Raw genomic sequence first — 14197 nt, 5'->3', positions numbered from 1 at the left:
TGGTGCAGGCAGATAATGATTCTTATTTCTTGTTTAATTTATAAAAATTTGGCACTACTGAAAAAAGCAAATGACTTTTTAATTTTGTAGTTAAAAAGTATGCCTGATCTGAAGTGTTATATTTAGACATTTTTAGATAATGAATTTTTCCGATTCAGACACAGAAATTTCATATTCAATTTTATCAAATACAAGTGGTTGAAGACTCATTTTATTATCGGGCTTGTCACCTGTTTCTGGATATCCATCACTCCAAATGAAATGAGTCCATTTAACAATATTTTCAGTTTCTTAAATTTGAAACATTGGTACTCCGCAGCTTTTATGCTGAGATTCTGCACAGAAATTAGAGATAAATAATTTATCACTTATTCAGTTTTTTTGAAGTTTTAAAACTACCGTTCTTTCAGTTAAGATGAAAGTATAAAAAAAGCATAAGTTTTAATGACTTATGCTTGATTTGCTTTTCATACGATACTACCTAGTTTTGATCTGGCTTTATTTCACCAACTTAATTATATTTTCAACCATTTCTGCTCTTGCAGTAGTTAAAAAATTATTGAATTGGTCTTTAGTCATATTAGGATTTTCAATAAATTCAAAACTTGATGTCCAAACAATCATTGATTTCTCATAACCTAAATCTACTACTTTGATCATATTGTTCATATTCTTTGCCGGAACACCTTCAACAACTTGATAAGAATAAGTTCTTGTTTCATCATTGAAACCTGTAATTTTTTCTTTAAAATAACCGTTTCCATCTGAAGAAGTACAAACTCTTTCGCCACCTATTCCTTTTGGTCCTTTCCATTGCACTTTAGATACAAAAGACGACAACTCATCAATGTTATCCATTTTACGAATTTGTTCCCAGACTTCATCTGCAGAACTTTCTATTTTAGTTACTAAAGGGATTTGTGCTTGTAATACATTAGTAGTAGAAATTAATAGGATAAATAAAATTACTGCTTTTTTCATTGTATTGATTTTTAGGATGTTATTAAAATTATTTGGTTTTTGTAATTTGAGTGGTTTAAGTTTTTATTACTGTAGCCTTTGGGTAGTTCTTCTTTATTTTTTTGTATTTGTCAGTTCCACCGGTAACGCGTTCCCCTGTCTCTATATAGTGCTTTAGACCAACAAGAGTTCCAGACATTTGCTTTTTAAACCCTCCTTTTGCAATGATCCCGAGAAAGGCAGGTTTTGTTCTAAATTGAAACTCGTAGGATGCTGTTGATGTACCATCCCCATTATCTTTTACTCTATAAAAAGCTTGAGAATTATCAAAGTTTAAAGGAAGTTTTGCTCCGTCGATAACTACATTACGCATTACCATATTCTCGTTGTCAATTTCAGCGATACGTTCTTTAGACCATTGTGCCCCTTTTGCATCGAAATTACATTTACGCTCTGCACCTAATTCCCCTTTTAGAGATCCATTGGTATATTCTGAAGTAAAGATATAGGGTGAAAAATTTGATATTTCTCCATAATCCAAAACCATCGCTTCCCATACTCGTTCGGGTATTGCGTTTATTTTCATTTCTACTTTAACTGTACGGAATTTCTTTTCCATACTTTGAGCTGATACATTAATATTCATGATGCTCATAAGAGCGATTACAAATATTGATTTCATTGTGATTTTCATGATTTAAAATTTAAATACTAATTCTTTGATACCGTATTTGAATTGGTGTTACAAAACTTAAGCAACTTTCTGTGACAATTTTTGCTGTTCTTTCTCTTTGTTTTGACTTGGTTTTCCTGTTTCGACAAAGTGCTTTAAATCGTTAGGAATATGTACAAGCTGTTTGTTCAATTGCATTCTCATCATAGGATTCATGATACTACCTATTAATCCCCTGGTTTTTACAACTAAATGCATCTCCACTTGAGTTCTATCAGCGCTTATCTTGGTGAGTTGCCAGTTGTTGATTGCTGTATCTACAAAAAATGGAAAGCCTTCGATAACTTCATATTCCAGGATATGTTTATTAGCATCAAATTCTCTGATGACTTCCTTAATTTTGCCAGATGGTAATTCGCAAGAACGATTATTTGATGGTGCACCATTGATTGTCGGAGGACTGAATGCTTTAGAATGATTTAGCCCTGACGCCCATTTATAGGCATCACCAAATTGATTCCCCAGTACATCCCAAACGGCTTCTATTGGTTTGTTGATGATGATTTCTTTTTTAAATTCCATATCAATAAATTTTTAAATGAATAAATATTTACTGTTTTGATGCGAGAATATTGAATGTGTTACAAAAGCAAAAAAAGTTGCTCCAAAATGAAGCAACTTTTTTAACTGATGAATACAAAAGAAAGGATCTCTGGTTATAATCTGAAATATCCTGATAACTTATCATTATTTATAAGTTCTTTAATAATTGTATCCTTATCAAAATTATCCTTAACTGGGTGTTCCTGAAACAATTTGGTATATGTGCTTGTAAAATCATCTAAGGCTTCTACGTGATTCTCCTCTACAAAATCTTTTACTTTCGTTTTAGTTTTAATATTGAATAGCATTTTTTCATCATCCAGAACTCCCATTTGTTTTAAAGCTTTTGCTTTTTTAGGACATCGACATGGATTATCTTTATTTACTAATCCACACTTATTGTTCATATAGTTGAACAAATCTTTTCTCGCTCTGTGAAGTTTTATCCTAAAATTTTGAGGACTTATGTCAAAAATAGCTGCTCCAAGAGCATGGTCAATTCCAAAACTTCCACCTAGAATAAATATGAGACGTTGTTCTCTGTTTAAACACATAATCATACCACTCATACACTGAATTTGCATTTCTTTCGATAATTCTTGATAGTTAATTTCTTCCTCAATACTTAGATCAGGATTTGGAACTTGCTCTAAACGTTCTCCATAATCATCAAAATCAGAAAATTGAGTTTCACCTTTTCTTCTTTTAGATTGCAAAAATTCATTAACGACAATACGATATAGCCAGGTTCTAAATTTACTTTTGAAATTGAACTGACCTAATTTGGTTATCACTTTAATCAGAACTTCTTGAGTTAAATCCTGCGCATCTACAGGATTATGACACATTTTCCAGGCCACGTTATAGATAAAAGGTTGATGATAGCTTATAATTTCATTCAAAGCTTCTTTATTACCATCAATAGCTTGTTTCACCAAGATTTGCTGTTCTGTATCCGAATATGTTTTACTGAAAGGAAACTGCATAATAATAAGAGTTTTTTTGGTTTGATACAGAATAGTTGAAAGTGTTACAAAAGTTCGTAATTTTTAGCAACTACTCAACAATTTGAATGTAGTTAACATTGAAAAAGATCTTTCTTTTAAACAGCAACCTGAAATCAATTATACCGTTTATTGACAATAGTTACTTTTCGTCAAGAATTACTACTGTTTTATCCATTCTGTTAAGCCATGTTGAAATTGAAAAAATGTAAAAGCATTGATAAGACCATTTTTGTTTTTTGTAAAATGATATGCTGAAATACTATTTGGCCGAAAAAATGTAGTCAAATAATGGTATTCTACTTTATACTTTGTATTATTCCAAGATTGTTCAAAATACAAATCATTTTTTTCAAAAGTCACTATTATTTTTAAATCTTGACCGTGCTTTAGTCCTTCAGTTTGCTGATAGGTTCCAGTAATATTTTTAATCATCTCTTCATCGTAAGATGCTATCTCTCTATCTTTTTTACTAATGAATTTTCTTTTGGTTATGTCATATTCATAACCTCTAGAGAGCGTATAAAATTGTTTGTTATTTTTTTCTAATGGATAGATCGTATCTCTTTCTTCAGACCATCTCGTAGCATCATATATGGTAACATAACTTTTACCTATCACTCTAAATTTATTTTCATTTAAAATAATACCAGTGTTTTGATCAATTCCAATACCTAAAATATCTGGTCTTTTATTTTTTAATTCAAACATATCAAATTGTCTATTTCTAGCAATATGATGCTGGTCAATAGCAAAATTGCTGATGAACCCAAATCCCGTTTGATAATCTCCTAGCATCTTGGTTGAATCCTTAGAATCACCTCTAACAAGAATATCCCCCATAACAGAAGCTCCAGCGGAAGTACCTGCAACAACTTTTCCTTGATTTAAAAGTGATTTTAGAGAACGTTGAATTTTTGTACCGTTATAGGCCATGGCCAAACGCCATTGCCTACCACCGGTGATCCAAACTCCATCAGCAGATAATAGTATTCTATTTAGGGAGTCACTGTTGGCAACATCAAATTCTCTGGTATGAACAACATTAATGTTTTTAAAACCAATATCCTTAAATGGTTTTTTCAAAAAGTCCATATCGCGTTCTGAGTCGATATATTTATCTTCCATCGCTGTAGGAATGATAACTATATTGCTCTCAATGCCACCTGCTAGACCTGCAAATTCTGAAATAAAGAAATCGTTGGTACAATCACCACCCATAATTAGCATAGTACCCCTTGTTGTCATTGCGCTGTTCTTTTGAGAAAACAACGATATGGAAACTAGCGTAGTAATAACCAATAATACCAAATGCGTGAATTTCATTTTTTTTAATTATAGTTTACGCATTCGTGTGCGGTTTGTTACCTATTGTATACAACTAAAGTAGCAAATAAATTCGAATAAAAAATCCACAAAGATTTTAGTACATAGACTAGCACTAGTAATGAAATATATGTAATGTAATATAATCAATAACCTTAAAATTTAATAATAAATGGTCCTTTCAGATTTTGAAAGGGTCAATGCATTATTTCCAGGATAAAAACCATTCATAGTAGGTAACGTTTCCAATTTTCTAATCATTTCTTCTTTCTCTATTTTTGAATTTTCATTCTCACAATCTTCGGTTTCTTTTTTGTAATGTATCTTACCATTTGATAGATTATAGTCAAAAATGAAAAAATAATCACAGGGAGAACCAAAATTTACGGTTGCTCCGATTAACTCAAAAGCTCCATTTTGATATCTAAATCGATGCGTGTAATTCCATTTTTGACGACTTCCTCCAAAATGATTAATTACAATACAATTTCTTTCAACTGAAATTCCTACAAAAGGATCTCCCATCATTCCGCCGTGTTCACTGGGTAATATTGCTCCAACTGATTTTTTCCATAATTGCCATCTGTCCTTGTTTTTCTTGTAAATATATATTTGTCTCTCTGTTCCAAAATCAGTGTTCTTTTCTGTATCGTAGACTATCACTTTTTCAGGAATTTCATCTTTGTCTAAATCGCCTTCTGTTTCATCAAGAATTCTAAAGTATTTTGGTGTATTTATGGTTTCATTTTTTTCATTTTCCTGACTTATACAAGGTAAAAACGAAAAAATGAATAGTATTAAAATAGATGTGGATATTCGTTTATTCATGTAATTGGCTGCACTTAAATATTTTAAAGTAATCATTATGAAGTAATTAAGACAAAAATTTCAACAATAAGAAAGTAAGCTATTGATTTTTGAGAATAAAATTCAATAAAGCAATCCCAAAAAAATAAAAACGAAATTTTATTATTAACGTTCTGAATTTGACTTTTGTCATATTATTGCAAACACTTTGTTTGTGAATAGAGTATTATCTTATCCTAAGGGATTATTAAAAGTTTTCCAATCAGTTGTTTTCAAAGACTTTCCGTCTATGTTCATTGGCGTAAACCTTACTTTATATTTACCTTTACTTTTATAGGTAAACGCTCCTGAACACATTCCGTGTCCAACGTTAAGTTTGCCATTTGATTCTTTAAGATAAAATACATTTTTACTATTGGTGCTTAAGTCAACAACCTCTGTCTTATACCAAATTTCAGAATTCGATTTGTTTTTCACATTAAAGATCGCATTGACAGATGGACCACCACCATAATAGATAGCTTCGGTCTTTTCAAATTCAAGATTCAGATTGGAATTAAGCGGTTCAAATGTTTTTTTTTCCGTTGTTTTCCAGTAAACTTTTTCTCTTTCTTTTTTATCACTACCATATTCTCTAATTGCGACCCTTTCATTTTCTTTGTGGTCAGAGTATTTAAGAAAGTAAGTTGTATTGGGTTTTAATTCGGAAACCGGTCGAAAAATGGCTTGAGTCAGTCGCATTTGTCCTTTTAAAATTTCTTGAAGGTCTAACTCAATTAATTGACCATTTTCACTTTGAAGGTAAATTGTTGTGGTTTTAAAACTATTAATTGTCTTTTGGCTTAAAGCATAACCTTGAATAATAAACATCGAATTCAAGCTAATTTCTTTTGTTGAAGGAAAGAATTGCATACCCGTACCCATACAATCCGCAAAAGCAGATTTTGCACCCAAAGTAAAGAACAAAATAAAAATGATTTTTTTCATGATGTTAGTTTTCTAACTTTTATCAAATATCGTTCCATTTAAATTATGTCTTACATCGATTGTCCGTTGCGTTTGCTTTCATAAGGGAGCAAATGAACTATATACCTTGTATGCTTGCTGTTTTCATTCTCGGTGAGCGTTAGCAAAGACATACTTATTGGCAAGTTTAGTTTTGAGTGGTTGATTACTATGGAACTTGCAATATGTATGGCTTTTAGCGTAGGTAATTTATTTAATAAACCTGATTTGCAAATTCAATTTGAAAAAGATTTGTGCATCTTCTTTGTAAATCAAACCAAAGTCGTGTCTGGTGCTACTTGCAGTTTCAAGTTTAGTATTGCTTAGCAAATAATCTTCAAATTCGTTTCTATTATAAATATGATAGCATAAAATCTCTCCGTCCTCTTTTACAACCAAGTATCCTCCAGTTGCATCAAGTTCTCCTTTCCATACTTTTGATGGCATCATTCCTAAGGCTATGTCAGTTAAAAAACGTTTGATTTTGTATAAATAGAAAGGATGATTTGTTTCAAGATTGTAGCCAAGTGGATTTTGGGATGAAATTTCAGTAACTAAGTCAACTGTTTTAGAATTCATTGAAGTAAAGAAAGTATAGATTATCTCAGAAAGAATTCTCGGAAGAGAACTGTCAATTAATGTCAAATTGTTGCCAAATACTGAACTTTCAGTTCTTGTGAAAACTAAAGTTCCCGATAAGTCTTTAATCTTCTCAATTCGGTCTTTTATTTTACTTCTGGTATCTATTGCATTGATTTCATCAATTTGTGTTCTTGATAGATTTGTTCCGTTAATTTTATAGATAAAATTAGTTGTCTTTCCCGCGTTCAAAAGGGTAGAAGCACCTCCAAGTTGAGATTTAATACTAAAACCTAATTCAGGAGTTGTACCTGTTCTTTGATCGTGAATTACAATACGAATATCACTTTTAACAGATGACTTGGCTTTAAGGGAAAAACAACTAAAAGAATGGATGAAAGTTTCAATTTCAGGAATTGAAAAAGTAGCTGATGTTGTTTCCTTTAGTTTTGAAAGTAAGAAAACAGTTTGTTCCTGAAATTCACTAATAGGTATTCTAAATTCTTCCTCATTACCTGAAATTATGACTAAATCATTATCATATGTGTAACAATAAGTTCCGTTTGATTCGTCAGGGAGAATTTTTATGATAGGAAAAATTAGGTTTTCAATTTTGTTCAAGTCGCTATCTCCAGCGCAAAGTTTTTTGTCTGATATTATTTTGAGAAGTGCATAAATTTCGCTCCACTCGCCTTTATTACCTGTAATCATTTACCGTTTAATTTATCAATGATTTTTTCCGCTGTTGCCTGAATGGCTGGAACGGCAACTGAATTACCAAATTGTTTGTAAGCTTGAACGTCTGATACAATTATTTTGAAGTTATCAGGGAATCCTTGAAGTCTTGCCCACTCTCTTGGGGTCATTTTTCTAAAATACTTGGGGCGTGCCCAAAAGGGTCGGGCTATCCGCTACAAGTCCTCGCTCGTACCTCGCTGTAGGCTTTCCACTAATATCCCTCACGCAACTTATCCGCGAAAAATATTGTCAGAATGATATTTAAGGAACTCTTGAGAAGGCAAGAATTTATCGGGAAGTGAGATTTTTTGTTTGTTATATTTCAGAAAAAAATCTGCAATTGATTCATTTTCTTTGTTTTCAAAGATTGCATCAGAAATTTTAACCTCATAATCAGAAGTTACGGTTAAAAATCCTTTATCAAAGGCCTGGTCGTGGATAGAATTCAAACACAAGCCATTTCTAGGGTTCATTCTTTCTTCTTTTTTTATTCGCCAAGGAATAATATGGCTAGCAACTAAAAATTCCGAAATATTGATGCCTGTTATGCAACATTTTTGGTAATAAGAAGATAAAACTGAAGAACGAAAAAAGTTTTGGTTTACTCTAGTTTTTACAAGTCGTTCGAAATCTTTTCCCTCTGGCAAATCTATTAGGTCAATTTCATTAGTTTCAAGTATAGTTTTATTTTGAAATTCAGAAATTAACTTTTCGCTTTCATAAGCCAAATCATCCCAATTACCGTGAAATTCATCCCAAATAATTTCTTCTAATTTACTGCCATTTGCAAGACCTTTAATTCCTCTTTTTTTTAATTCAGGGTCTAATCTACCAAAATTACCAACTTTCATATTTAAAGCTGATGGCGAACGACCTATGATATTGGCATATTTTATTATTTTTGGATGTGTTTTGCTACTGTTTTTAAATGGAATTTTACAGTAAACATTAAATGCTACAATAGTTTGTTCTCTTGTCCAATTATTTGACTTTACCATTATTTAACTTGACTTACTTCTAAATTACTTACTTGATAGTCACTAATTAACTCGTTTAAAAGTTCTTTTGTAATATCTGAACCACCTGGAAGTATTTGTAGAAATATTTCAATTCTATCATCAGCTGAAAGTGTGCTTAACTTTTCATCATCACGAAAGAAATTCATAAAATCTTCTCTAGTCATATTTTTTTAACTTATCGTTCATTATGCTGCGAGTTTTAGCGTTAGGGATTGTAGAGGAAATCCTTTTTGTGAGGAAAGAGCTAAAAGATTGGAACGGAAAGCACGAACCGATAGGGTAACGCCTAAATCTTCACGAAGCGCATTTAAAATCGTTGCTAATGTTTTTCCTTTGTCGTGGTTTCTTAGTCCTTTAACTTTTTCTAAGAAGAACGCTTTCGGTTGTTTTTTCTTTATTATTTCTGCTACATCAAAAAACAAAGTACCTCTCGTGTTTTCAAATCCACCTCTTTTTCCGGCTATTGAAAATGCTTGGCAAGGGAAACCGGCACATAAAACATCAAATCCATCTGGTATGTAGCTTTTTGTTTCAGGCTTAGTTATATCGCCAAATGGAACTTCTCCGAAATTAGCTTCATATGTCTTTTTCGAGTATTTGTCCCACTCGCTTGTGAAAACGCATTTTCCACCTAAGTTTTGCAAAGCCATTCTAAATCCGCCAATGCCTGCAAATAGGTCAATAAACTTGAATTTTTGCGTTTTTGGTTCTGGGAAAGGAACAGAATTTTTGAAGTCAAAAAGTAAGTATTGTAACGCTTCCTCGGCAACTTTATTAGTAATGTTGCTTTCTGGATACTTGTAGGACAAAATTTCTTTTACATATTCTATTGCGTCTTTTTTATAGAATTGAGAAACTCCATTTTTCTGATTGTGCAAGTAGTGGGTAAAAGCAGATTTATTCTGGTTTTCGGGCTCTACAATACGAATTTTGAATGGTTGTCCGCTAAAATCTTCAATCGTTATTTTTTCTTTTAGCTTCATTTATTGTTGTTTCAATTTTATTTACGCAAGATACCAAGTCTTGTTCAATTTCTTTACCCCAGAAACGAATAACTTTCCAACCGTTTTTTAACAATTCAGCATTTACCTCTTTGTCCCTTTCAATGTTCCTTTCAATCTTTTGATGCCAAAATTTGATATTGCTCTTATGGTCGTGTTTTTTCGTTTCCCAATTCTTACCGTGCCAAAATTCACTGTCACAAAAGATGGCAATTTTTAGTCCCTTAAAAGTCAAGTCTGGTTTCCCGAAAACAGTTTTATCATTCTTTCTATACCTGTGTCCTTTTTTCCAAAGAGCATTTGCTAGTTTCTGTTCAATTTTTGAGCCTTTGCTCTTGACAGCTTGCATATTTTTTCTACGTTGCTCTTTCGTCAATTTGTCCATATCACAAAGTTAAAACTCTTTTGAGCGTTAGACAAAATTTAAGTTCTCTTGGTTTTCAAGATTGGTTTTTGTGTTGCAAACTAAATCTTCTTAAATGTGTGGTTGGCAATTCTTCACTTGCATATAACACTGTAATATTACACATATTTCTCTTATATATCCAACTACAACTGTTTACAAACGTATAAACCTACGACTAGATTTTTAGATGAATAAGAAAAACTTGTTTGCTACCACACAAACAAGCTCTTCTTAACAACATCAAAAAAACAAAACCAATCACCTCAAGACTTTTTTCTTATCTTCATTTATATAAGATTTACAATCAAAACTTATAGCTAATGCCAGCTTTGGCAAAAAATGGTGTACCGGGTGTGAAATGGATTTCTTCCACCGATTGGGTTTCATTAGCTAATCTGGATTCTGTAGCAAATTGTGTTTCATTCCACTCGGTATCAAACAGATTTTCAATACTTACCAAAAAATCAAACTGCTTCCATCTATAATTTAATGACATATCTACTACAGTATATCCTTCTGCGACAATACTATTATTTTCGGTTGCAGCACGATCTCCCAAATATCGGTATCGTATCCCTCCAGAAAAATTGCGAAAATTCTCTATGCTTATTCCTCCTGCAGCAGTCACTTTTGGCGCTAATGGAATATAATCTTCTCCATTGGGCGCTTCAATACTTCTGGCGTGAGTATAGGTTACATCTGTGTCTAAAAACAACCAGTCGTTCACCTGATATCTTCCACTAAAATCTACTCCAACTCTTCTTGTTTCACCACTAGGTTCCACCACTCCTTCGTCTCCTACATACACAAATTCTTGTTCCAAACCTAAGTACCAAAGTGTAGTGTTTAGAAACACTTTCGAGAAAGGCTTCCAATTCGCACCCACATCTATTCCATAAGACTTAGGTAAAATTTCATTCCCTTCTTGTGCTACTACTACTCGGGTATCGTTACCGTGAAAACCAATTCCTGATTTTGCAAAAAGATGTAAATTATCTGTTGGATCATAGGAGATTCTTAATTTTGGTGTAAAAATGGCCTTCGTTTCAGATTGGATCTGAAATGGTATTAATAGTGCATCTTCATAGATATACTTAAAATAATCTAAACGAGCGATTGGTGTAATTTTTAGTTTCCCGAAATCAAAAGTAATGTCTGCAAAAGCATAGGCATTTGTTTCGTTGACGTCTCCCAAACTTACATTTTCTAAAGTTTCATTTCGATTTGCAGTTCTGGACAACTCATTGTCTTTTACCGCATCATTTCTTAGACCGATTCCGGCATTAAACTCTAATTCAATATCGTCCAGATATTTTCTGGAGCTGAAAACACTATTGAAACCAAATAAATTTCTTTGTTCTCTTTGTCTTATCTGATCTCCGTTAACAGGATCGTTCAGAAAAAAAGTGAAGTTAGAATACAACTCAAAATTATAAAGGTTATAGAACACATTGGTTCTAAATGAAGTATCATCGTTTATAAATTTGTTATAGGTGATATTAAAATTCGTTCGGGATGTATTTCCTCCTTCGGTATCATCGATAGCGCCGAAGCGGTTAATAATTCCTTGTTCCACCGCTCTATTTGGTATTTGACCAGAAGCGTCCCACCGACTACTAAAATGTGAAGCTGCCAGCGATAATTTAGTATTGTCCCTTAACTGAACAGTATATTTACCAGCCATATTGATCCTATTAAAGTTTTGAGGAGACTCAAATGGGCCATCACTTTCTAAATATTCTAATGCCAGGGTTGCGCTTTCTTTTTTTGAGGCTTCCAAAAAATTAAATAATCCAACTGTTCTGACCGTATTAAAATTACCTGCTTCTACTTTAATCTCATTATCAGCGAATCTTTCTTTTGTTTTGAATGCCACGAATCCGGCGGTATTAAAATTCCCTTGATCGGCGGTATAAGCACCTTTTCCAAAACGTATCTTGTCGATGGTTTCAGGAATGATAAAATGTAAATCCGCATATCCCTGTCCGTGTGCGTGAGATACCATATTGATAGGCATACCATCAACAGAGATAGAGACATCTGTTCCGTGATCGACATCAAAACCCCTTAAAAAAATTTGTTCTGCTTTTCCTCCTCCGGCGTGTTGACCAATGAATAAGCCCGGGACTTTCTGTAATAACTCTTGAGAAGAATTTACCGGATTTACATTCATATCCAGCTTATTGATCAATTGTAATGGATTGATTTCTTGGGTAAGTACCAACTCATCCAACTGGAATATTTTATCTTCTAACACAATGATAATACCACTTTCAAAATCTTCTTTCCTTGTGATGATAGATTTAGTTTCAAAACCTAATAAACGTATTGTTAATGTATCGCCCGCATCAATTTTAGTAAGCACAAAAGTTCCATTTTCTAGGGTATGAGTATGACTATCTTTCTGATTATTATACACGTATGCTTCAGAAAGCGAGTTACCAGAAGCGTCAACGATCTTTCCTTTCAACGTTTGATTTTGAGCGTAGCCATATACACCGAATATCAGTGTAAATAATATAAGAATGTTTTTCATGGGATGTTAATTAGAGATTGGGGATATCTACAGATTCATTATTTTTTGAGAAGTAACAGGTCCTAGCTCGAAACTGCTTTCCATCAATTCCCCAATGATTGGTTTTGCTTTTACCTGCAAATTATTTGCTTTATAAATCTGTGCAATATGCAGGTTTACCATCGGTTCAAAGGTTTTATTGACAATATATTTTTCAGCGATATCCAATGCTTTTTTATGCTCACCTTTTAAATAAAGTATATATGCCTTTAAATCGTAGGATTGTGGCGTAGGACGATTTTGGATTTCTTCTTCTGCAATTTCCAATGCTTTATCAAATGCCTGATGCTCTTCTGCCATTAATAGCGCTGTGTGCGTATGATACATACTTCCGTATGCTTCATTTTCTACTGCAACTTGATATCTCTTTAGGTTTACATTTTTGATAATTTCTTTTTTCTGAAATTCTGCTATTTCTGCTTTTAACAAAAAATAATCAGGACTGTGATAACTCTTTGTCGTGATATCTAAAATTCTCATAGCCTCTTCCGGGTTGTTCTCATAAGAATATACAATCCAGGCTATTCCTTTTTTAGCGTAGGCATTTGAGGGATCTATTGCTAATGCTTTTAAATAATGATCATACGATTCTTTAATTCTTCCTGCATGACCATAATAATCGGCCAAATTGGTATATGACCATAAGATCAAACTTGGTTTTTTACTGCTTTCTGCAATCTTTTTGGCTTTTTCCATATTTCTGATGGTAGCATCCAGATTACCTTTATAGTCATTCCATTTTGCCAAACGGATCAAAAAATTAAAATCACTATGGTTTACTAAGCTTTCTAAATATTTCTCGGCGCTTTCATATTCACCTAATTCCATAGCAACATCAAAAAGTACCATCTCTGCAGCCTTTGTACTCGTTTTTAAAGAATAAGCTTCTATCGCAGCTTTTTTAGCTTCTTTAAATCTATGCTGAGAAATATAATTACGTGCCAAAGCCAATAGATGTCCTGATCGTCCAACAACTGCCACGTCTGAGGATTTACGCAATGCTATTTCTGCTTTTTTGAGATGTTGTACAGCCCCTGTTGATTTAAATAGTTGTGAATATGCTTCAGCGGCTGGCAATAATGCGGTAATCTGCAGACTGTCTTCTTTGATTTTAGAATTCCAGAACTGAAGCCTTTTTGAGGCGGCATCCACTAGATTGTTTTGATATTGATCCAGATATATATTATAATCTTTGGCATTCGTGATCTTATTCTCGGTGGTGTTGCAAGACGTAATGATTAAACTTATCAATACGACTTTTATGATAGTGTAGAATTTCATTTTTTATGGTTTTGTTTTTTTGAAATTTGATTATAAGGTTCTAATGAACTCTTGTCTTAAATCGACGATGGTAGAGAATTCATTAGACCCGGAGCTGTTGCACATATCTTATGTACAAACTGGTCTTGATGTATTTGCCAGAGTCTGCCCAAATAAATTAGGGCAAAAATCACTTACGACATATGGCCAGGCAGACTCTTAAGACAAATAAAAATTATAA

16 protein-coding genes are annotated in these 14197 nt (G+C 32.9%); 1 reads left to right on the top strand and 15 read right to left on the bottom strand.

Features of this window, described 5'->3' with window-relative positions; all coding sequences use genetic code 11:
* Positions 1 to 498: 498 nt before the first annotated feature.
* From ACE94K_RS11015 to ACE94K_RS10945, 15 genes are all read right to left on the bottom strand, one after another.
* Positions 499 to 981 (bottom strand): SRPBCC family protein, encoded by a 483-nt coding sequence (locus tag ACE94K_RS11015; RefSeq protein ID WP_378184089.1) that lies wholly within the window; start codon positions 979 to 981, stop codon positions 499 to 501.
* A gap of 55 nt (positions 982 to 1036) precedes the next feature.
* Positions 1037 to 1642 (bottom strand): SRPBCC family protein, encoded by a 606-nt coding sequence (locus ACE94K_RS11010; RefSeq protein WP_378184087.1) that lies wholly within the window; start codon positions 1640 to 1642, stop codon positions 1037 to 1039.
* Between the two features lie 69 nt (positions 1643 to 1711).
* Complete coding sequence (locus ACE94K_RS11005) at positions 1712 to 2215, bottom strand: SRPBCC family protein (protein WP_378184085.1); 504 nt, start codon at positions 2213 to 2215, stop codon at positions 1712 to 1714.
* Positions 2216 to 2349: 134 nt separating this feature from the next.
* Positions 2350 to 3222, bottom strand: a complete 873-nt coding sequence (locus ACE94K_RS11000; RefSeq protein WP_378184083.1) for an RNA polymerase sigma factor — start codon at positions 3220 to 3222, stop codon at positions 2350 to 2352.
* Between the two features lie 180 nt (positions 3223 to 3402).
* Positions 3403 to 4566: a cyanophycinase gene (locus tag ACE94K_RS10995; RefSeq protein ID WP_378184081.1), complete on the bottom strand. Its 1164-nt coding sequence runs from the start codon at positions 4564 to 4566 to the stop codon at positions 3403 to 3405.
* A 162-nt stretch (positions 4567 to 4728) separates the two neighbouring features.
* Positions 4729 to 5430, bottom strand: coding sequence for a hypothetical protein (locus tag ACE94K_RS10990; RefSeq protein ID WP_378184079.1), 702 nt, complete (start codon positions 5428 to 5430; stop codon positions 4729 to 4731).
* A 174-nt stretch (positions 5431 to 5604) separates the two neighbouring features.
* Entirely contained in the window at positions 5605 to 6360 is a 756-nt protein-coding gene (locus ACE94K_RS10985) for a hypothetical protein (protein WP_378184077.1), read from the bottom strand.
* Positions 6361 to 6588: 228 nt separating this feature from the next.
* Positions 6589 to 7668, bottom strand: a complete 1080-nt coding sequence (locus ACE94K_RS10980) for an HpaII family restriction endonuclease (RefSeq protein ID WP_378184075.1) — start codon at positions 7666 to 7668, stop codon at positions 6589 to 6591.
* Positions 7665 to 7865 (bottom strand): DNA cytosine methyltransferase, encoded by a 201-nt coding sequence (locus tag ACE94K_RS10975; protein WP_378184261.1) that lies wholly within the window; start codon positions 7863 to 7865, stop codon positions 7665 to 7667. The genes ACE94K_RS10980 and ACE94K_RS10975 overlap by 4 nt, the downstream gene beginning before the upstream one ends.
* Before the next feature lie 60 nt (positions 7866 to 7925).
* Positions 7926 to 8693 (bottom strand): HNH endonuclease, encoded by a 768-nt coding sequence (locus ACE94K_RS10970; protein ID WP_378184073.1) that lies wholly within the window; start codon positions 8691 to 8693, stop codon positions 7926 to 7928.
* On the bottom strand, positions 8693 to 8878 hold the full coding sequence (locus tag ACE94K_RS10965; RefSeq protein ID WP_378184071.1) for a hypothetical protein: 186 nt from the start codon (positions 8876 to 8878) through the stop codon (positions 8693 to 8695). Before ACE94K_RS10965 ends, ACE94K_RS10970 begins: the two co-directional genes overlap by 1 nt.
* A gap of 21 nt (positions 8879 to 8899) precedes the next feature.
* A complete protein-coding gene (locus ACE94K_RS10960; RefSeq protein WP_378184069.1) occupies positions 8900 to 9697 on the bottom strand; it encodes a DNA cytosine methyltransferase in 798 nt (265 codons plus the stop codon).
* Positions 9669 to 10100, bottom strand: coding sequence for a very short patch repair endonuclease (locus tag ACE94K_RS10955; RefSeq protein ID WP_378184067.1), 432 nt, complete (start codon positions 10098 to 10100; stop codon positions 9669 to 9671). The genes ACE94K_RS10960 and ACE94K_RS10955 overlap by 29 nt, the downstream gene beginning before the upstream one ends.
* Positions 10101 to 10425: 325 nt before the next feature.
* Positions 10426 to 12657, bottom strand: coding sequence for a TonB-dependent receptor (locus tag ACE94K_RS10950; RefSeq protein ID WP_378184065.1), 2232 nt, complete (start codon positions 12655 to 12657; stop codon positions 10426 to 10428).
* Positions 12658 to 12684: 27 nt separating this feature from the next.
* Positions 12685 to 13977, bottom strand: coding sequence for a cell surface protein (locus ACE94K_RS10945; protein WP_378184063.1), 1293 nt, complete (start codon positions 13975 to 13977; stop codon positions 12685 to 12687).
* Between the two features lie 43 nt (positions 13978 to 14020).
* On the opposite strand from ACE94K_RS10945, the gene ACE94K_RS10940 reads away from it, so the two are divergent.
* Complete coding sequence (locus ACE94K_RS10940; RefSeq protein ID WP_378184061.1) at positions 14021 to 14179, top strand: hypothetical protein; 159 nt, start codon at positions 14021 to 14023, stop codon at positions 14177 to 14179.
* Positions 14180 to 14197: the final 18 nt, after the last annotated feature.

It is taken from the genome of Aquimarina besae (genome assembly GCF_042434905.1).
Classification (GTDB): Bacteria; Bacteroidota; Bacteroidia; order Flavobacteriales; family Flavobacteriaceae; genus Aquimarina.
This window is presented reverse-complemented; position numbering and strand designations above follow the sequence as displayed.